Origin of the sequence: Pseudomonas sp. B21-053 (genome assembly GCF_026016365.1) — a bacterium.
Classification (GTDB): Bacteria; Pseudomonadota; Gammaproteobacteria; order Pseudomonadales; family Pseudomonadaceae; genus Aquipseudomonas; species Aquipseudomonas nunensis.
The window spans coordinates 3900050-3921719 of the sequence record NZ_CP087205.1; the positions used below are offsets into that span (position 1 = coordinate 3900050).

The following is a 21670-nucleotide window of genomic DNA, read 5'->3' on the forward strand; positions in this document are numbered from 1 at the left end:
CACCGATGTAGATTTCGCCTGGCACGCCTAAAGGAACCGGTTGTTGGTGTTCATCCAGCAGGTAGAACTGGGTGTTGGCTACCGGTTTGCCGATGTGCGCCGCGAAACCGTCTTCGCGGTCCATCGAGACCCAGCTTGAGTACGTCGTGGTTTCCGAGGGGCCGTAGAGGTTGCACAGGCGCTGCACGCTGGTCTGTTCGAACAGGTTTTCCACGAGGCTGCGTTTTAGCGCTTCACCGGCGACGTTCACCGTGTGCACGTTTTCGCTGAGTCCGCCCGATTCCAGCAACGCTTGAGCGCCGACGGCACCGTGTTGATCAGCGTGATGTCGTCGCGCAGTTCCAGCACATTAGTCACGACATCGATGCTGCCGCCGACGTCAGCGGCGCGAAGCATTCGTAGACCGCCAAGTCGAAGTTGAGCGAGGTCGAGAACAGCGTCTTGGCCAACGTTGCGTCATCGAACGAACGATGCGCCCAGGTCAGGAAGTTCACGGTATTGCGGTGTTCGATCATCACGCCCTTCGGCAGACCGGTCGAACCGGAGGTGTAGATCACGTAGGCCAGATGCGCAGAGGTCAGACCTTCAATCACAGGATTGGAGACGGATTCGTCCTGCCAAATCCCGCTATCCAGATCGATGACCGGCATCGACGCTTCAGCTAACAGACCCCAAGTTGCGGCTTGCGCCAACACCACGGCCGGCGCGCTGTCCTGCAGCATGTAGGCAATCCGGTCCAGCGGATACGACGGATCCAGCGGCACATAACCGCCACCCGCCTTCAGAATCGCCAGCAACCCGACGACCATATCCGCCGAGCGCTCAACGCAAATCGCCACCCGCGAATCCGGTCTTACGCCCTGCCCACGCAGGTAATGCGCCAAGCGGTTCGCCCGCTCATTCAGCTCGCGATAACTCAACGTGTTGCCAACATGAACGACCGCCACCGCATCCGGCGTGCGCTCTACCTGCGCCTCAAACAACCCATGAACCGTCTCGTCCAGCGGATACGACGCCTCAGTCGCATTGAAATCAACCAGCAACTTCGCCCGCTCATCCTGCGGCACAATCGTCACACTGTGCAGCGGCACCGGAGCCTTCTGCTCCAACGCCGCCACCAGACTTTCCAGCGCCGTGCGCATATAAGCGCAAACCCGCTGCGGACTGACGCCAAGGCTGGCCTGCGCCGTCAGGCTGAAGCCGTCACCCAGGTCATCCACCGACAGCATCAACGGATAGTTGGTGCGCTCTTCGCCACCCAGCACATCGATCCCTTCCCAGGCACGAATCGCCTCGGCTGAAATCGCTTCGGCCACACCGCTGTGGCGATAGTTGAGCAATGCACTGAACAACGGCAGCGGCGCGACGACCCCGCTGCAACGTTGCGCCAGGGCCAGCGAGGCATGTTCATGCCCCAGCAGCCCGGTCAGCCGCGCATGGGTTGCCTTGACCCCGGCGCGGGTGTCTTGAACGCCGACATTCACCCGCAACGGCAAGGTATTGATGAACATACCCAGCGCACGATCAGCACCCTCGCCGCCCTGCATCCGGCCCATCAGCACGGTGCCGAACACCACATCGTCCTTGCCCGACACCCGACCCAGCACCTGCGCCCAGGCCAAATGCACCAAGCTTGCGGCACTCACGCCAAGCTGACGGGCCTGCCCGCGCAATCGCAGGCTCAGGCTGTTTTCCAGCGCCAGCGTGGCCTCTTCGATCCCCTGCCCGGCACCTTGCACATCGTTCAGGCCGAACGGCAGCGTCGGTTCGTCGACGTCGCCGAGCATCTCGCGGAAAAATCCTTCGTGTTCTTCCAGGCTCACGCCCAACCGAGCCTGAGCCACGTAGTTGCGGTACGGCATCGCGGCGCCCAATTGCTCGGTTTCACCCAGCAGGAACGCTTGCATCTCGTGCTGCACCACTTCCATCGCCGTATGGTCGAGGGCCATGTGGTGGAACAGCAAGATCGCCAGCCAGCGGTTGCTGGCGGCGTCGTGGCTGTAGACCAGACGCAGCATCGGCGCCTGGGTGATGTCGAGGCGGTGATGCCTTGGATCGAAACGCTCAAGCAGTTGCGCCGCGACATCGTCGCCAAGCGCCTCAATTTGTTCCTGGATCAGCTGTGCTTCGCGCCATACGACCTGCAATGGCTGGTCGAGGCCTTCCCACAGCATCGAGGTGCGCAGGATGTCGTGGCGGTTGATGACTTGCTGTAGCGCTTGCGCAAAATCATTCAGGCGAGCGCGGGTTGCGAACGCAAACTGGGTTTGCAGCACATACGGATCGCCCTGTTCGGACGAGATGTGGTGGTAGAGGATGCCTTCCTGCAACGGCGCCAGCGGGTAGATGTCTTGCACGTTGCGCGCGCCACCGGGGACGCTGGCGACGATGCGCTCGATGGTCGCCTGGGTCAGCGTGACCAGCGGCAGCATGGCTGGGGTGATGTGCTCGCAGTTGTCCGGGATCAGGTTCACCGGGACGCTGACCGCTTGGTTGTTACCGACTGCGGCGGCCAGTGCGGCGAGTGTCGGTTGACTGAACAACACGCGCACGTCGGCGCTGAGGCCGGCCTGGCGCATACGTTCGATCAGCGTGACTGCCAGCAGGGAATGGCCGCCGAGTTCGAAGAAATGGTCGTGGCGGCCGACGCGGTCGACGTTGAGGACGTCTGACCAGATCTGCGCCAGGGTGGTTTCGGTTTCGCCTTGTGGGGCTTCGTAGCCTCGGGTGATCACGGAATCCAGGTCTGGTGCTGGCAGGGCCTTGCGGTCGAGTTTGCCGTTCGGGGTCAGTGGCAAGGTGTCGAGGTGGACGTAGGCTGCCGGGACCATGTAGTCCGGGAGTTGGGTTTGCAGGTGACGGCGGAGTTGGTCGATGTCCAGTGATGCTTGCGCGGTGTAGTACGCGACCAGGCGTTTTTCGCCCGGCACGTCTTCGCGGGCCAGGACGGTGGCTTCGTTGATGTCAGCGTGTTGCGCGAGTTTGGCTTCGATCTCGCCGAGTTCGATGCGGAAGCCGCGAATTTTCACCTGGTCGTCGTTGCGGCCGAGGTATTCGATGTTGCCGTCTTTCAGGTAACGGCCGAGGTCGCCGGTACGATACATCCGGGCGTTAGTGCGGAATGGATCGGTGAGGAAGCGTTCAGCGGTGAGGTCGTCGCGGTTCAAGTACCCGCGTGCCACTCCGGCTCCGCCGATGTAGATTTCGCCTGGGACGCCCAGAGGGACTGGTTGTTGGTGTTCATCCAGCAAGTAGAACTGGGTGTTGGCCACCGGTTTGCCGATGTGAGCGGCGAAACCGTCTTCGCGGTCCATCGAGACCCAGCTTGAGTAGGTTGTGGTTTCCGAGGGGCCGTAGAGGTTGCACAGACGCTTAACGCCGGTTTGGTCAAACAGGTTTTCCACGAGGCTGCGTTTGAGCGCTTCACCCGCGACGTTGACCGTGTGCACGTTTTTGCTGAGTCCGCCGGACTCCAGCAACGCCTTGAGCGCCGACGGCACAGTGTTGATCAGCGTGATGTCGTCTCGCAGTTCCAGCACATTAGTGACGACATCGATGCTGCCGCCGGACGTCAGTGGCGCGAAGCACTCGTAGACCGCCAAGTCGAAGTTGAGCGAAGTCGAGAACAGCGTTTTCGCCAACGTGGCGTCATCGAATGAACGATGCGCCCACGTCAGGAAGTTCACCGTGTTGCGGTGTTCGATCATCACGCCTTTCGGCAAACCGGTTGAACCGGAGGTGTAGATCACATACGCCAGATGCGACGACGTCAGCTCTTCAATCACAGGATTGGAGACGGATTCGTCCTGCCAAACGCTGCTATCCAGATCGATCACCGGCATCGACGCTTCAGCTAACAGACCCAAAGTTGCGGTCTGCGCCAACACCACAGCCGGCGCGCTGTCTTCGAGCATGTAGGCAATCCGGTCCAGCGGATAAGCCGGATCCAGCGGCACATAACCGCCGCCCGCCTTCAAAATCGCCAGCAACCCAACGACCATGTCGGCACTACGCTCAACACAAATCGCCACCCGCGAATCCGGCCTTACGCCCTGCCCGCGCAGGTAATGCGCCAACCGGTTCGCCCGCTCATTCAACTCGCGATAACTCAGACGCTGCTGGCCATAAACCACCGCCACCGCATCCGGCGTGCGCTCAACCTGCGCCTCAAACAACCCATGAACCGTCTCGTCCAACGGGTACACAGCCTCAGTCGCATTAAACCCGACCAACAACTGCTCACGCTCCGCCACCGGCAATACCGCCAGATCAAACAACGCGGCATCCGGTGTGCTTTCCAAAGCCTCGACCAGACTCGCCAGCGCTGCCTGCATAAACGCGCCGACCCGCTGCGCTCCAATCCCGGCAGCAGCCTGAACCGTCAGGCTGAACCCCTGCCCCAAATCATCCACCGACAACGTCAGCGGATAGTTCGTGCGCTCTTCCCCACCCAACGCCGCAATACCGCTCCAGGCCGCAGAATCGCCCAACGCCGTAGGTTCCGCGCCGGAATGCCGGAAATTGAGCAACGCGCTGAACAGCGGCGTCGGTGCGACCACGCCGCTGCAACGCTGGGCCAACGCCAGCGAAGCGTGTTCATGCCCCAACAGCCCGGTCAATCGCGCATGGGTTGCCTTGACGGCGGCCCGTGCGCCTTGCCCGCCCACACTGACCCGCAGCGGCAAGGTATTGATGAACATGCCCAACGCACGCTCGGCCCCTTCGCCGCCCTGCATCCGGCCCATCAGCACGGTGCCGAATACCACTTCTTCGCGACCCGATACCCGACCCAGCACTTGCGCCCACGCTAGATGCACCAGGCTCGCCGCACTCACACCGAGCTGCCGCGCTTGGGCTCGCAGGCGCCGGCTCAGCGCCGCGTCTACTGACTGCTTGGCTTCTTCGATATCGCGGCCATCGCCCTGCACATCCTGCAAGCCGAACGGCAGTGTTGGTTCGTCGATGTCACCGAGCATGTCGCGGAAAAACCCTTCGTGCTCTTCACGGCTGACACCCAGGCGTGCCTGGGCCACGTAGTTGCGATACGGCACGGCGGCGCCCAACTGGTCCGACTGACCCAGCAAGTGCGCCTGCATTTCTTGGCGCACGACTTCCAGCGCGGTGTGGTCGAGGGCCATGTGGTGGAACAGCAACGTCGCGATCCAGCGCTGGTCATCCTGGGCAAAACGGATGCACATCAACGGTGCCTGACGGATATCCAGGCAATGGTGACGCGCGTCGAAACGCTCGCGTAGCTGACCGGCGATATCGCCTTCAGCGGTGGCCAACGTCACTTCTTCCACAGACAATTGGGCCTGGCGCCAGACCACTTGCACCGGTTCATCCAGCCCTTCCCAGGCCATCGAGGTGCGCAAGATGTCGTGGCGGTCGATCACGCCCTGCAAGGCCTGGGTGAAATCATCCAGACGCTGGCGGCTGTCGAAAGCGAATTGCGCTTGCAGCACGTACGGGTCGCCCTGCTCGGCGGCGAGGTGGTGATAGAGGATGCCTTCCTGCAACGGCGCCAGCGGGTAGATGTCTTGCACATTGCTGGCACCACCGGGCACCGTGGCGACGATGCGTTCGATGGCAGCCTGAGTCAGCGTGACCAGCGGCAGCATGGCCGGGGTGATGTGTTCGCAGTTCAACGGGATCAGGTTTGTCGGGACGCTGACCTCGCTGCTTTCGCCACCGACTGCCGCCGCCAGTGCGGCCAGGGTTGGTTGGCTGAACAGCACGCGCACGTCGGCACTCAATCCGGCTTGACGCATCCGCTCCATCAGGCTGACGGCCAACAGGGAGTGGCCGCCGAGTTCAAAGAAGTGGTCGTGACGGCCGACCTGCTCGACGTTGAGGACTTGGGCCCAGATCCGCGCCAGGGTGATTTCGGTTTCACCTTGCGGGACTTCGTAGCCTCGGGTGATCACGGATTCCAGATCCGGGGCTGGTAGAGCCTTGCGGTCAAGTTTGCCGTTGGGGGTCAGCGGCAGTTTGTCGAGATGGACGTAGGCGGCCGGGATCATGTAATCCGGCAATTGAGTTTGCAGGTGACGACGGAGTGCGTCGATGTCCAGTGCTTCAGGCGCGGTGTAGTAAGCGACCAGTCGTTTGTCGCCCGGCACGTCTTCGCGGGCGAGCACCACGGCTTCGTTGATATCGGCGTGCTGGGCGAGTTTGGCTTCAATCTCGCCGAGTTCGATGCGGAAGCCACGGATTTTGACCTGATCGTCGTTGCGGCCGAGGTATTCGATGTTGCCGTCATTCAGGTAGCGGCCGAGGTCGCCCGTGCGGTACATCCGGGCGTTGGGCCGGAATGGGTCGCTGAGGAAGCGTTCGGCAGTCAGGTCGTCGCGGTTCAGGTAACCACGCGCCACGCCCGCTCCGCCGATGTAGATTTCACCCGGCACGCCCAAAGGAACCGGTTGCTGATGTTCATCCAGCAAATAGAACTGGGTGTTGGCGACGGGTTTGCCAATGTGGGCGGCGAAACCGTCTTCGCGGTCCATCGAGACCCAGCTCGAATACGTAGTGGTTTCCGACGGACCATACAAATTGCAAAGGCGCTGCACGTTGGTTTGTTCGAACAGACTTTCCACCAGACTACGTTTGAGCGCTTCACCGGCGACGTTGACCGTGTGCACATTGGTGCTCACACCCGCTGATTCCAGCAAGGCTTTAAGCGCCGACGGCACCGTGTTGATCAGCGTGATGTCATCTCGCAGTTCCAGCACATTAGTCACGACATCGATGCTGCCGCCCGAGGTCAGCGGTGCGAAGCATTCATAAACCGCCAAGTCGAAGTTCAGCGAGGTCGAGAACAGCGTTTTCGCCAACGTGGCCTCATCAAATGAACGATGCGTCCAGGTCAGGAAGTTCACCGTATTGCGGTGCTCGATCATCACGCCTTTCGGCAAACCGGTAGAGCCGGAGGTGTAGATCACGTAAGCCAGATGCGACGACGTCAACCCTTCAACCACGGGATTGGAGACGGATTCGGCCTGCCAAGTGCTGCTGTCGAGATCAATCACCGGCATCGAAGCGTCGGCCAACAAGCCCAGCGTCGAAGCTTGAGCCAACACCACAGCCGGCGCGCTGTCTTGCAGCATGTAGGCAATCCGATCCAGCGGATACGCCGGATCCAGCGGCACATAACCCCCGCCCGCCTTCAAAATCGCCAGCAACCCGACGACCATCTCCGCCGAACGCTCAACGCAAATAGCCACCCGAGAATCCGGTTTCACACCCTGCCCGCGCAAATGATGCGCCAACCGGTTCGCCCGTTCATTCAGCTCGCGATAACTCAACGGTTCCAAGCCATAAACCACGGCCACCGCATCCGGCGTCCGCTCCACCTGCGCCTCAAACAGCCCATGCACCGTCTGATCCAGCGGATACATCGCCTCAGTGGAATTGAACCCGATCAACACCTGCCGACGCTCATCCGCCGACAAAATATCCAGCTGATCCACTGCCGACTCAGGCGCAAACTCCAACGCATCCACCAGACTCGCCAACGCGGTCTGCATGTAAGCGCCGACCCGCCACGCATCCACCGCGCCCGCGGTCTGCACGCTCAACAGGAAGCCTTCGCCCTGATCGTCCACCGACAACATGCACGGATAGTTGGTGCGCTCCATCACGCCCAACACTTCAGTGCCGCCCCACAGCTCAACGCCATCGTTGTCCTGGTGCGCACTGTGGCGGTAGTTCAGCAGTGCGCTGAACAGCGGCAACGACGCCGGCACCCCGCTGCAACGCTGGGCCAGTGCCAGCGAAGCATGCTCATGACCAAGCAACGCGGTCAGCCGTGCATGAGTGGCCTTCACACCGCTGCGCACGTCCTGGCTGCCAACTTTCACCCGCAACGGCAAGGTGTTGATGAACATCCCGAGGGCGCGGTCCGAGCCCACGCCACCCTGCATCCGCCCCAGCAACACCGTACCGAACACCACATCGTCGCGACCGGAAACGCGCCCCAGCACCCGAGCCCAGGCCAGGTGATGCAGGCTCGCCGCACTCACGCCCAGCAGCCGCGCTTGAGTGCGCAGACGCTGGCTGAGCATCGGATCGAGATTGAGTTTCACCTCCTGAATGCCGCGACCGTCACCCTGCACTTGATGCAGGCCGAACGGCAGCGTCGGTTCATCGACATCGCCGAGCATGTCGCGGAAGAACCGCTCATGTTGCTCGCGGCTCACGCCCAGCAGGGCCTGGGCCACGTAGTTGCGATACGGCGTGGCCGCATTCAGCTGCTCAGCTTCACCGTTTTGGTACGCCAGCATCTCGTCGTGCATCACGTCCAGTGCGGTGTGGTCGAGGGCGATGTGGTGGAACAGCAGAATCGCCACCCAGCGATGATTACTCGCATCCCAGGCGCAGGCCAGGTGCATCAGCGGCGCGCTACCCAGATCAAGACGCGTGTGGGCCGGGTCGAAACGCTGGCCCAATTGCTTGGCAACGTCGCCCAACGCGGGATCGACGGCAATTTCTTCGACGCTCAGTTGAGCCTGGCGCAACACCACTTGCAGCGGTTCGTCCAATCCTTCCCAGACCATGGCGGTCCGGAGAATGTCGTGGCGATCAATCATCGCCTGCAACGCTTCTACAAACCCATCGAGCTGAGCGCGACTGGTCATGGCGAACGACGCCTGCAACAGGTACGGATCGCCCTGTTCAGCGGAAATATGGTGGTAAAGAATGCCCTCCTGCAGCGGCGCAAGCGGGTAGATGTCCTGCACATTGCCCACGCCACCCGGGACTTTCGCTACGACTTGATCAATCGCCTGTTGGCTCAGTCTGACCAGCGTCAGCATCGCCGGGGTGATCCGCGCGCAATCGAGCGGAATGCCATTGGCCGGCACCAACACTTCAGTGCTGCCACCGACCGCCGCAGCCAGTGCCGCCAGGGTCGGTTGACCGAACAGCACCCGCACATCCGCACTCAATCCGGCGTGACGCATGCGTTCGATCAGCTTCACCGCCAGCAATGAATGGCCGCCGAGTTCAAAGAAATGGTCATGCCGACCGACTTGCGCTACACCCAGCACCTCGGCCCACAGGCTGGCCAGGGTAGTTTCCAGATGACCGATCGGCGCTTCGTATTCGCGGCTGGCAAACGCGTCGGCGTCGGGCGCCGGCAAGGCGCGACGGTCGAGCTTGCCGTTCGGCGACAGCGGCAGTTTTTCCAGCAGCACGTAGGCTGCCGGGACCATGTAGTCCGGCAACAGAGCCTGGAGATGCGCGCGCAACGAATCAGCGTCCGGCGCTGTATCCAGTGTTTGTGCGGTGAAATACGCCACCAGACGCTTGTCGCCTGGGCTGTCTTCGCGGGCAAGTACGGCAGCCGACCTGACGCCAGGATGCTGACCGAGGCGCGACTCAATCTCGCCCAACTCGACGCGGAAACCGCGAATCTTGATCTGATCGTCGTTGCGGCCCAGGTAATCGACGCAACCGTCAGCCTGATAACGACCCAGGTCACCGGTCTTGTACAGACGCCCATCAGCGTTGAACGGATCGCGAATAAACCGTTCGGCCGTCATGTCAGGGCGATTCAGATAGCCACGCGCCACGCAGGCGCCGCCAATGTGAATCTCGCCTGCCACGCCGACTGGCACTGGTTGCAAGTGCTCGTCGAGCAAGTAGATCCGGGTGTTGGCCACCGGATAGCCGATGGCCGGCAAGATCGGCCAGTTCGCCACATCATCCGGCAGCGTCAGCGCCGTGGTGACGTGGGATTCGGTCGGGCCGTAATGGTTATGCAAACGGCAACCCGGCAGACGTTCGAAGAAAGCACGGATCTGTGGCGTGATGCGCAACTGCTCGCCGGCGGTGATGACATCGCGCAGCCCACAGGCCAGAGGCTCGGTTGCACCGTCGCTGATCGCGGACTCAGCCAAGGCTTGCAGCGCGACACACGGCAGGTACAGGCGTTCGATGTTCTGCTGGGCGATATGCTGGAACAACGCGTGGAAATTCAAGCGAGTGTCGGCATGGATCAGCGACAGCTCGGCCCCGGCACACAAGGTGCTGAAGACTTCCTGGAACGCCACGTCAAAACCCAAAGCCGCGAATTGCAACGTGCGCGCCGGCACCGATTGCGCGATCTGCCATTGCATCAGGTTGACCAGCGGCCCGTGGGCCATGGCCACGCCTTTGGGCTGGCCGGTCGAGCCGGAGGTGTAGATCACGTAGGCCAAATGCTGCGAAGTCAGTTCACGCACATCGGGATTGGACTGCGGCTGATCGCTGAGACCAGGCTCGGCGTCGAGCAACAACATCGGCACGCTCAGTTGCGGGAAACGTTCCTGCAAGCTGCGTTGAGTCAGCAGTACTTTGGGCGCGCTGTCGTCGAGCATGTAGGTCAGACGCTCGGCGGGATACGCCGGGTCCAGCGGCACATAACCGGCGCCAGCCTTGAGGATGCCGATCAGCCCGGCGATCATTTCCAGGCTGCGGTCCACGCAAATCGCCACGCGATCATCCGCGCCAATCCCCAGTTCGATCAGGCGATGGGCGATCTGGTTGGCGCGCTGATTGAGCTCGGCATAACTGAGGCGCTGACCTTCATAGGTCACCGCAATAGCATCCGGCTGCTCCGCCGCATGCGCTTCGAACAACTGATGAATCAACCCCGACGGATAGTTCGCGTCAAAGGCATTGAAGTCTTCAAGCACCTGCCGACGTTCGACATCCGGCAGGAACGCGAGGTGATGCAGCGGTGTATTCGTGTCGTGATCGAGCGCATCGACCAGCGCTTCAAGCACGGTGTGCATGTAACCGCAGACCCGCTGAGCGCCGATGCCGGCGACGGCTTGCACCGTCAAGCCGAACGATTGGCCCAGGTCATCCACCGACAACGACAGCGGGAAGTTGGTGCGTTCTTCACCGCCAAGCAGCGTCACGCCCGCCCAGAGCCGCGCATTGCCGGCATCTTTTGGCGCCTGCGCACCGACAGCGCCGTGGCGGTAGTTCATCAGCGCGCTGAACAGCGGCGCCGGTGCAGCAACGCCGCTGCAACGCTGCGCCAGGGACAGCGGTGCATGTTCGTGGCCCATCAGCGCGGCCAGTCGTGCGTGGGTGGTTTTCAGCGCTGCCAACACGCCTTGATCACCGGCATCGACGCGCAACGGCAAGGTGTTGATGAACATGCCCAGGGCACGCTCGGCATCCTCGCCACTGTGCAAGCGCCCCATCAGCACCGTGCCGAACACCACGTCCTGACGTCCGGCCAAACGCCCGACCACCTGGCCCCAGGCCAAGTGATGAAGGCTGGCGCTGCTGACGCCCAGACGCCGGGCCTGGGCGCGCAAACGCTGGCCCAGCCCGGCTTCCAGCGGCAGCGACGCCTCTTCCATCCCGCTGCCATCGCCTTGCACATCCTGCAAACCGAACGGCAAGGTCGGCTCGTCCACGTCCCCCAGCATCTCGCTGAAGAACGCTTCCTGCTGCACCTGACTCGCCCCGAGTCGGACCTGCGCCACGTAATTGCGGTAAGGCACCGACACCGGCAACTGCGCCGAACGGCCGTGACTGAACGCTTCGATTTCCTGGCCGAGCAACGCCAGCGAAGTCGCATCGTCGATCAAATGGTGGAACAACAGAATCGCCACCCAGCTCGCGCCGGCCACGTCTTCGGCGAAGTGCAGACGCATCAACGGCGCCTGGCGCAAATCGAAACGGGCGTGACGCGGGTCGAAACGGGTCTGCAATTGCTCGGAGATGTCGCCTTCACTCGGGTCCAGCGCCACTTCGAAAGCGCCGAGCCGAGCCTCGCGCCAGACCACTTGCACCGGTTGGTCCAGACCTTCCCACGCCACCGAAGTGCGCAGGATGTCGTGGCGCTCGATCACCGATTGCAGGGACTGCACGAAGGTATCCAGTTGCGCGCGACTGCCCATGCGCAGTGTGGCTTGCAGCAAATACGGATCGCCCACTTCAGTGGCCAAATGGTGATAGAGGATGCCTTCCTGCAACGACACCAATCCGTAGATATCCTGCACATTCGCCACACCGCCCGGCACCGTGGCGACGATGCGATCGATCTCGTCCTGGCGCAGGGTGGCCAACGGCAGCATGTCCGGAGTGATGCGTGCGCAATCGGTGGGAATCCGATTTTCCGGCACGACGATCCCTGCGCTCGCTCCGGCGGCAGCGGCCAGGGTTGCCAACGTAGGCTGGCCAAACAGCACGCGCACATCCGCGCTCAGGTTGACCTGACGCATGCGCTCGATCAGCTTGACCGCCAACAGCGAATGCCCGCCCAGTTCAAAGAAGCGGTCGTGGCGCCCGACTTGCTCGACACCGAGCAATTCGACCCACAACGCGGCCAGGGTGATTTCCACCGCGCCCTGCGGCGCTTCATAGTCGCGACTGGCATAAGCCGCCGAATCCGGCGCCGGCAAGGCCTTGCGGTCGAGTTTGCCGTTGGCGGTCAGCGGGAACGAGGCCAGCGTCACGAACGCGCTCGGCACCATGTACTCGGCCAAGGTGCCGAGCAGTTGGGTGCGCAGTTCGGTGGCGGACAGTTGTTCACCGTCCTTCGCGATCACGTAGGCCACCAGGCGTTTATCGCCCGGCTCGTCTTCACGGGCGATAACCACGGCTTCACGCACGTGGTCGCAGGCCGCGAGTTTGGCTTCGATTTCACCCAGTTCGATACGGAAACCGCGAATCTTCACCTGATCATCGTTGCGACCGAGGTATTCGAGGTTGCCGTCCACCAGCCAGCGGCCGAGGTCGCCGGTGCGGTACATCCGAGCGTGTGGCGTGTCGCTGAACGGATCGTCCAGGAATCGCGTGGCGTTGAGTTCCGGGCGGTTGAGGTAACCCCGCGCCACGCCCGCGCCACCGACATACAGCTCGCCTTCGACGCCTACCGGCACTGCCTGGCCGTGGGAATCGAGCAGGTACAGGCGCAAGTCAGGAATGCGCTTGCCGATCGGGCTGATGCCGACCAGTTGCGCGTCGGCGGCGGTCAATGGGCGATAGGTCACGTGCACCGTGGTTTCGGTGATGCCGTACATGTTGACCAGTTGCGTCTTGGCATTGGCTTCGCGGGCATACCACGGCTTGAGAATCCCGGTTTCCAGCGCTTCACCGCCGAAAATCACCTGCCGCAGGTTATGCTGCGTGGCGCTCTGGGCGGCAATCAACTGGCGGAAGGCACTTGGCGTCTGGTTCAACACCGTGACGCCGGCTTCGCACACCAGCGCGTAGCAATCTGCCGGCGAACGGCTGACCAGTTGCGGGACGACCAACAAACGGCCGCCATGGATCAAAGCGCCCCAGATTTCCCAGACCGAGAAGTCGAAAGCGAAGGAATGGAACAAGGCCCAGACGTCTTGCGGGCCGAAGTTGAACCAGTCTTGCGTCGCCGAAAACAGCCGCGCGACGTTGCGGTGTTCGACCATCACGCCTTTGGGCAGACCGGTCGAACCGGAGGTGTAGATCACGTAGGCCAAGTGATGCGACAGCACGTTTACATCGGGATTGTGCTGCGGATCCGACGCTTCGAGCTGATCGAGCAACAGCACCGGGGCCTCCAGCGCCGGCAACAATTCACGCAGGCCCGATTGGGTCAGCAGCGCAACCGGCGCGCTGTCGTCGAGCATGAACGTCAGGCGTTCCAACGGATACGCCGGGTCCAGCGGCACATAACCTGCGCCGGACTTCAGGATCCCCAGCAGGCCGACGATCATCTCCAAACCACGTTCAACGCAAATCGCCACCCGGTCATCCGGGCGAATGCCCAGCGCCAGCAGCTGATGCGCGACCTGATTCGCCCGGGCATTCAACTGGCTGTAGGTCAGTTGTTGATCTTCGTAAACCACCGCCACCGCATCGGGTTGCGCCAGTACCTGGGCTTCAAACTGACCATGGATCGTGCGGTCCTGCTCATACGGCGTCTCGGTCGCGTTCCAGTCTTGCAGCGTCAGCGCTTCTTTCGGCGTCGGCAGCAGAAAACCATGAACAGGCATGGCGTCATCGGCCAACCCCTGCTCCAGCACATACATGAAGCGCTCAACCATCGCCTCAACGTCGGTTTGCTTGAAATACGCCTCGTTGTAGGTGAAGTGCATCCACGCCGTTTCATCGTGGGGGCTGGTGCGGATATGGATGGTCAGCGGCGTCTGTTCATGGTTGCTCGAACTCTTGACCACACTGGCCGGTGCCTGGCCGTACATGAACTGATGGTCAACCTGCTCATAGGAAAACGACAGGTCGAACAACTGCGCGCGGTCATCACGGCGCAACCCCAACGAACGGTTCATGTCGCTGAGCGGATAACGCTGATGGCGATAATCCTGCTTGAGCGTGCGCGCGATTTCTTGCGCCAGCTCGGCGAACGACAGCTCATCGCTGAACTGCAAACGCACGGCACTCACCTGGGTAAACAAGCCCAGGGTGTTGCGGAAATTCGCGTTGGAACGGTTGAGGATCGGCAAACCGATCACCAGCTCATCACGTTCAGGCGTGCGCACGAAATAGACATACAGCGCGGCCAGCAGCACGTGGAAGCGCGAGACCTGAAGCGATTGCGCCAAGGCGTCGATGCGGTCGTTCAACGAATGCGCATAACGCTGGGTCACCACGCGGCTCGGCGCCCCGCGATCCGGGTACCGGTCGCGGTAACGCGCGACGAACAACGGCTCCGGCACATCGCGGTATTTTTCCAGCCAGTACGCCTGGTCACGGGCGAAACGCGGAGAGTCGCGATACCGCGCATCGTCGTGGATGAATTCCACATAGGACGGCGCCGACAGGTCAGGCTGCTGGTTATTCTCCAGAGCGCTGTAAAGCTCGCCCACCGAATCGAACATCAGGCTGATGCCCCAGCCATCCTGGATCAGGTGATGCACATGGGCGACGAAGTAGAACGAGGTTTCGCTGAGCTTGGCCAGGTGAAAACGGAACAACCGACGGCCATCCAGTGGAAACGCGATCTCGATTTGTTGCTGCATCCAGGCCTGCACCGCGGCCTCGGGATCAGCGTGACCGGAAAAGTCCTGCAGCTCGACCTGTTCAACCATGGCGGCGGCCAGCGCCTGCATCGGCGCGCCCGCCTCGCCCACGTTGGGCAGCAGCACGGTGCGCAGGGCATCGTGCTTTTGAATCAGCAACTCGATGGCGCGCTGGAAGCGCTCGGGGTCGATGCGCCCCTTGATCTGGATGTAGCCACCGATGGTGTACAGGGGCGAATCGCCCTGGGTCATCTGGTCCAGCCAGATATCGCGCTGCGCGGCGGTCAGCGGGTAGGTTTCGGACAGTTCGAGACGTTGATTCATGCTCCGCACTCCATGGCACGCACGGCCTCAACCAAGGAAAAACCTGTCGCGACAAAGTCGCCCAACGCACGAGCAGCGATAAATTTCATAAGTTCCTTCTCGAAGATTTGTCAGTGCCGCCCGGAACACACAGCACCGGGCACGCTTGGAGTGGGTACGGAATCAATGCGCCGACCCGGCCTGTGGTCAGGCTCGGGGGCGGTGTCGGAAGATTTGGCGTGGTGCTACGCCAGGGAGCTCAAGCTTTTGTCGCGGGCGGTGCAGTTGATATCGGAGACGATGTGCCCGTCGGCCAACTTGATGATGCGGTCGGCCAGTTGGAAGTATTGGTCGTCGTGGGTGATGATCAGCACCGTTTTGCCGCGTCGCTTGAGGTCCGGCAGCAGCTCTTCATAGAAGAATTTCTTGAACGGCGGATCCTGGTCGGCAGCCCATTCGTCCAGCACGTAGATCGGCCGGTCTTCCATGTACGCGCAGACCAGCGCCAGGCGTTTTTGCTGGCCGTACGACAGCTCCTTGGTGGTCGAATAACCGAGCCCGTCGATCTTGATTTTGTCCGCCAGACCCAAGGTTTCCAGGTACTTCTGGGCCAGCGCGGGACTGCCCTCTTCCTCGTCCGGCCCGATCAGGCGATTGAACAGGTGGAAGTCGGAGAACACCGCGGAGAACAGATCGCGGAAATCACTGCGGCTGTCATCGGTGATGCCCGTGCCGTCGAGCAGGACTTCACCGCTTTGCGGGATGTAGAGGCCGCAGATCACCTTGGCCAGGGTGCTTTTGCCGCAACCGTTGCCGCCGACGATGTAGATCAACTCACCAGACTGGATGCTCAAATCGATCGGCCCCAGGCCGAAACCGGTCCCGGTGACTTTGTCCTGGTAGTGCATGCGCACATCTTTGAGTTCGATGCTGTCCCAGTATTTCTTGTGTTCCAGCAACAGTGTCGCGGGTACTTCAGGATCAACCGGGTCAGGGTGCGGGTCGTTGATCGAGAAACCGAACTCGGCCAGGCGCGTACACGCAATCCGTCCACCCGCCAGGACCGGCATCGCGCCGACCAGCAAGGACAACGGTCCCATGATGTACAGCACCGCGAGCACACTGGCGGTCATGACTTTCGGGTCGAGGGCGATAACCAATGGCGCGGCAAACAGCAGGCAACCGATCAACAGCGACAAGGTGAACTGGCCGACGTTGTCGGCGGCGGTGTACCAAAGACGCTCGATGAAATTGAAGCGCGCCACCCGCGTGGAAGACGCCTGGATCGCCGAACGGGCAAACCAGCGGCGGCGGATGCCGTTGAGTTTCAGTTCCTTGAGGCCGAACACCAGGGCATGCGTGTATTCGTTGAACGAGGTGAACTCATCGCGAACCCGGCCTGAATAACGAATGCCGCCCAGGAAAAAGAACATATAGAGGATGACGCCGACGACCATCAGCGTCAGGGTCAAGGCGAACACCACCCACGACAGGTACGCCAGGTAAGCGATGCCGAATATAAATACGGTCGCCTCGATCAACACCGTGGGCATGACCACCAGTGTGGTGTTCAGCTGCGGGATGTCGTTGGTCAACATGGTCAGCACGTTGGGCGGGCCACGGCGGTCGACTTCTTCCAGCGGCGTGCCAAGAATCTTGCGGCACAGGGCGATGCGCAACCGGGTCATGATGCGCATGCTGGCGTAAGCCGGAAACAGCGCGGCGCCATTACGGAAGATCAGCGCCACCACACTAAGGCCGACAAACCAGATCAGTGCATCGGTGCGCGAGCCTTCTTCATGAATGGCTTTGTTGATCACGCTGACCACGGCGATGGACGCCACGCCGCTGATGATGCCGGTGATCAAGGTGAAGAAGGTCAGCCAAGGATGACTGCGCCACAGCAGGCGCATGACCGAGCCGGGTTTCGGCTTTTTGTCCTTCTGTGGCTTCTTCTCTTTCTTCTCGCCTTTCATTGATCGCTATCCTCAAATGGGCTCACCGCAGGGCATCAAGTGTACGGAGCGTGAGCAAAACGGCTGTCCCGGATTGCCGGTACAAAACCGCAAATGCCTGGCACCCGGCCGCTGCTATTGTTCCTGCCAGACATCGTTTCTGGCGGTCATCTCGCCCATGGCCACCACAATCAGGCGCGGCTCTTCATACGGGTCACGGGCGTGGGCGGTGAGCATGTTGTCGAGCATCACCACATCGCCTTTCTGCCAATCGAAGCGCACCGCGCAGGACTCATACGCTTCGCCGAGCAACGCCATGACCTCGTCTTCAATCGGCGTGCCGTCGCCGTAACTGACCATGCGTGGCAAGCGATCCTCACCAAACATGTCGAGCAAGTCTTCGCGCATTTCCTCGCCCAGGCAGAACGGGTGATGCAGCTGCACCTGATTGAAAAACGCCGATTCGCCGGTCACCGGGTGCTTGATCACCGCCGGGCAGCGGGTGCGAATCTGCAAGGTGTCGGCGTCGAGCCAGGCGCAATCGGTGCCCTGCTCGCGGCAACGGGCCTCGACCACCGCTGGGTCATCGACACCGAAGAAGTTCTGCCAGCTCGGCTCGACGCCTTTGGTGAAGGTGCGGCTGTACGAGAGCGCCTTGCGCTCGAAGGTCTCGACGATCTCGGCGGGCAGCAGGCGGATCATTTGGCGGATGTCCACCAGGGGCGTTGCGCCGCCCACTCGGGAAGGTTTTTCGCAGAAGAACCATTGCTTGCGTGGCCAGCTTTCGAGGTGCGAACTCTCGTTGTGGTAGAGGATCATTTCGCGCTCGGGGTAAGGCGTCGAACGATAGACATTGCGCCCGCCCTCCTTCTTCGGCAGGTCGCCGTAGCTGCCGTGCAGACCGGGTGACAGCGCCTCGGCGAAGGCTTCGAAGGACGACACCGTGTCGAGCCCGAAGCCGCGAAAAAGCACGGCGCCATGCCGACACAGCAAGGCCTCGACCGCCTCGCGCCGGGCCGAGGCCCACGCCGCGAAATCCAGGCCAGGGGTGACCGGTTCGATCACCACCGGCAAGGTCAGCCCGGGGTTCAACATAGACAGCCGGACTGATTCATCCAGACCGTTGTCAGCCCAACCAACAGCCGCAGTTTCAAGATTCATGCACAACTCCCAAGCCATATGGATCGATCGCGCAAGGATCAAAACATTGCGGGTGGGTCATGTCTGTAACCGCAAACAGGGACACCCCACTGAATCACCGGCCATACATTGCCCCCGTAGCAGCTGTCGAGCGAAGCGAGGCAGCGTTCGGCGGCGAAGCCGTCGTCAACCCAAAGCACGCGGTCTACCTGAAACACCGCGTTGGCGGATTTTGCGACGGCTGCGCCGCCGAACGCTGCCTCGCTTCGCTCGACAGCTGCTACGGGATTTGCGCTATCCCTTTCGTGTATTGCGCTTGTCCCCATTTCCCGCGACAGACATGCGCTTGAACACGGTGCTGAAATACGGCAGCTGCGAATCGCGGTCGGTCCCTGGATACCTGTCCGGTGGGCTGTCGAATGGCCTCGCCTGTCGAGGCCACCGCGATACACCTTTCCCCATTCACTGGAGCGTAAGTCATGCCGATCACCAACACGGGCGGGGCGCTGAACTCCGCGTCATCGCTTCTAAAACCCGCAGCGTTGCTGCATGAGTTGTTCAGTGCCAAGGCCCGCGAATTTCCCGAGCGAACGGCCGTGTCCGACGAAACCCGGGCCTTGAGCTATGCGGAACTGGAAGCCGTTTCATCGAAACTCGCGGCACGCCTGCGACATGAAGGGGTGACTGACGGCATGCTCGTGGGCCTGTGCCTGGAGCGCAGCGCCGACCTGGTGATCGGCCTGCTCGGCATCCTGAAAGCCGGCGCCGCCTATGTGCCGGTTGACCCCCTGTACCCGGCCAAACGCCTCGAACACATCGTGCGCGACAGCGGCATCAGCCTGATGATTTCCTCGAAGGATGTCGCCAGCGTACCGGCTACTCCGTCGCTGCGTGTGCTGCACCTTGACGCTCTGCTGAGCGGCCCTGAAGTCGAAACAACCGCACCGAAACTCAACGCCGCGACAGCACCGGCGTATGTGATCTACACCTCCGGCTCGACCGGTGAACCCAAGGGCGTATTGGTCGCGCATGGCAACGTGAGTAGCTTGCTGGAGAGCACGCAACGCTCGTACGGTTTCTCGAAGACCGACGTCTGGTCGATGTTCCACTCCATCGGCTTCGATTTTTCCGTGTGGGAAATCTGGGGCGCGCTGGCCCATGGCGGCCAGGTTGCCGTGGTGCCTTACGACGTGTCGCGCTCGCCGGAGTCGTTCCGCAAGTGGCTGGTGCGCAACGGCGTGACCGTGCTCAGCCAGACCCCTTCGGCGTTCCGTGGTCTCGATGAGGTTGACCGCCTGGCCAAGGATCGCCTGGCCCTGCGCTATGTGGTGTTCGGTGGCGAAGCCTTGCCGGCCACTGTGCTGCGTCCCTGGGTCGAGCGTCACGGCGATGAAAAGCCCGCGCTGATCAACATGTATGGCATCACCGAAGCCACGGTCCACACCACCTACAAACGGGTGCGCGGCCAGGATCTGGAAAGCTCGGCGATGGTGTCTATCGGTCAGCCGCTGGATGGCTGGAAGCTCAACCTGCTGGATGTGAATCAAGTGCCGGTAGCCCAAGGTTCGACCGGCGAGCTGTATATCGAAGGTGCCGGCGTCGCACAGGGTTATCTGAATCGAATTGCGCTGAGTGCCGAACGCTTCGTCACCCTGCCCGGCCACACCAGCCCGGCCTATCGCACTGGCGATTTGTTAATGCAGGGCGCCGACGGCGAATATCGCTACGTCGGGCGTTGCGACGAACAGCTGAAGATCCGTGGTTTCCGCATCGAGCCGGGTGAAGTCGAAGCCTGCCTGCAAACCAGCACCGCCCTCTCGGCCTGCCACGTCGGCGCTCACGATTACGGCGACGGTGACTGGCGCCTGATCGCCTACGTCGTGCCGACCGATGGCCCGAGTGCCTGGACCGAACAATCCCGTGCGCAACTCGCGGCACTGGCGTCGGACAACCTGCCCGACTACATGCGCCCTTCCGCCTACATCGTGCTCGCGGCCTTGCCGATGACCGCCCACGGCAAGATCGACAAGGCGCAGCTGCCTTCGCCGCTGGCCGAGACGTCCGCGCCTGTGCAATCCGGGCTAACCGAGCATGAGCAATTCGTGCTGCGGGTCTGGTCCGACGACATCGGCCTGAAGGGCATCGGTCTCAACGATGACTTCTTCGACTTCGGCGGCACCTCCCTGGCCCTGATCCGTTCGCTGAGCAAGCTGAAGACGCATTACCAAATCAATCTGGACCCAGGCGTTCTTGCCGATGGTGCGACCGCCAAGGTCCTCGCTGGCTGCATTAATTCGCTTGTTCACGCCCACCAACAAAAGGAAGAAGCAAATGTCTGAAGTCGCGGTTAGAACATTCAATCTGACGAAGGAAGAACGAGAGTCGTTCGAAAAGAATGGCTTCATCGGCCCCTTCACGGCCTATACCCCGGAAGAGATGAAAGAAGCCTGGAAACGTACCCGCCTGCGCCTGCTCGACCGCAGCGCTGCGGCCTATCAGGATCTGGATGCGATTTCCGGCGCCACCAACATCGCCAACTATGATCGCCACCTGGATGACGATTTCCTCGCCGACCATATCTGCCGCGCCGAAATCACCGACCGCATCCAAAGCATCCTCGGCCCTGAAGTGCTGTGCTGGCGTACCGAGTTTTTCCCGAAATACCCGGGCGATGAAGGCACCGATTGGCACCAGGCCGACACCTTCGCGAACGCCTCGGGCAAACCGCAGATCATCTGGCCGGAGAACGAAGAGTTCGGCGGCACCATCACCGTGTGGACTGCGTTTACCGACGCGAATATTGCCAACGGCTGCCTGCAATTCATTCCGGGCACGCAGAACAGCATGAATTACGACGAAACCAAGCGCATGAGCTATGACCCCGAGAACGCCACCGGGGTGGTCAAGGACGGCGTTCGTCGTGGTTTCTTCGGCTACGACTACCGCCAGTTGCAGATCGACGAGAACTGGAAGCCTGACGAAGCCGCTGCCGTGCCAATGCAAATGAAGGCCGGCCAGTTCATCATTTTCTGGTCCACGCTGATGCACGCCTCCTACCCGCACAGCGGCGAATCCCAGGAAATGCGCATGGGGTTTGCCTCGCGCTACGTGCCGTCCTTCGTGAAGATCTACCCGGACTCCGACCACATCGAAGAGTACGGCGGCAAGATCAGCCTGGAGAAATACGGCGCGGTGCAGGTGCTCGGCAATTCGTCTCCGGACTACAACCGCCTGGTGACCGAGACCACCCGAGGTAAGAAATTCGGCTCGGAATAAAGTCGGTTCAAGCAACGTTGCCAAACAGGAGCA

The 21670-nt window shown here is 61.6% G+C and carries 6 protein-coding genes and 1 pseudogene; 2 read left to right on the forward strand and 5 right to left on the reverse strand.

The features are described 5' to 3' along the window. Positions 1 to 34: 34 nt before the first annotated feature. The 5 genes and pseudogenes from LOY68_RS32310 to LOY68_RS17615 form a co-directional block, all read right to left on the reverse strand. Positions 35 to 259, reverse strand: a pseudogene (locus LOY68_RS32310) (AMP-binding protein); the annotation flags it as partial. Continuing rightward, positions 247 to 396, reverse strand: coding sequence for a hypothetical protein (locus LOY68_RS32315; RefSeq protein WP_413787211.1), 150 nt, complete (start codon positions 394 to 396; stop codon positions 247 to 249). The gene LOY68_RS32315 and the pseudogene LOY68_RS32310, both read right to left, overlap by 13 nt. After that, positions 354 to 15287: an amino acid adenylation domain-containing protein gene (locus tag LOY68_RS17605; RefSeq protein WP_413787158.1), complete on the reverse strand. Its 14934-nt coding sequence runs from the start codon at positions 15285 to 15287 to the stop codon at positions 354 to 356. Before LOY68_RS17605 ends, LOY68_RS32315 begins: the two co-directional genes overlap by 43 nt. Positions 15288 to 15511: 224 nt before the next feature. Further along, the gene (locus LOY68_RS17610) at positions 15512 to 17242 is read right to left on the reverse strand and encodes a cyclic peptide export ABC transporter (RefSeq protein WP_265038753.1); all 1731 of its coding nucleotides are present in this window, start codon (positions 17240 to 17242) and stop codon (positions 15512 to 15514) included. Positions 17243 to 17356: 114 nt separating this feature from the next. Then, positions 17357 to 18382, reverse strand: coding sequence for a TauD/TfdA family dioxygenase (locus LOY68_RS17615; protein WP_239512095.1), 1026 nt, complete (start codon positions 18380 to 18382; stop codon positions 17357 to 17359). 458 nt (positions 18383 to 18840) lie between these two features. Here LOY68_RS17615 and LOY68_RS17620 point away from each other — a divergent pair, with 458 nt between their 5' ends. Further along, complete coding sequence (locus LOY68_RS17620) at positions 18841 to 20700, forward strand: amino acid adenylation domain-containing protein (protein WP_265038755.1); 1860 nt, start codon at positions 18841 to 18843, stop codon at positions 20698 to 20700. Next, positions 20693 to 21637, forward strand: a complete 945-nt coding sequence (syrB2, locus tag LOY68_RS17625) for a syringomycin E biosynthesis L-threonyl-[L-threonyl-carrier protein] 4-chlorinase SyrB2 (protein ID WP_054049640.1) — start codon at positions 20693 to 20695, stop codon at positions 21635 to 21637. The genes LOY68_RS17620 and syrB2 overlap by 8 nt, the downstream gene beginning before the upstream one ends. Positions 21638 to 21670: the final 33 nt, after the last annotated feature.

Excerpts from the sequence above, each read along its gene's own strand:
- LOY68_RS32315 (WP_413787211.1), bottom strand. The coding sequence starts at position 396 with ATGCTTCGCGCCGCTGACGTCGGCGGCAGCATCGATGTCGTGACTAAT.
- LOY68_RS17605 (WP_413787158.1), bottom strand. The coding sequence starts at position 15,287 with ATGAATCAACGTCTCGAACTGTCCGAAACCTACCCGCTGACCGCCGCG.
- LOY68_RS17610 (WP_265038753.1), bottom strand. The coding sequence starts at position 17,242 with ATGAAAGGCGAGAAGAAAGAGAAGAAGCCACAGAAGGACAAAAAGCCG.
- LOY68_RS17615 (WP_239512095.1), bottom strand. The coding sequence starts at position 18,382 with ATGAATCTTGAAACTGCGGCTGTTGGTTGGGCTGACAACGGTCTGGAT.
- LOY68_RS17620 (WP_265038755.1), top strand. The coding sequence starts at position 18,841 with ATGCCGATCACCAACACGGGCGGGGCGCTGAACTCCGCGTCATCGCTT.
- syrB2 (WP_054049640.1), top strand. The coding sequence starts at position 20,693 with ATGTCTGAAGTCGCGGTTAGAACATTCAATCTGACGAAGGAAGAACGA.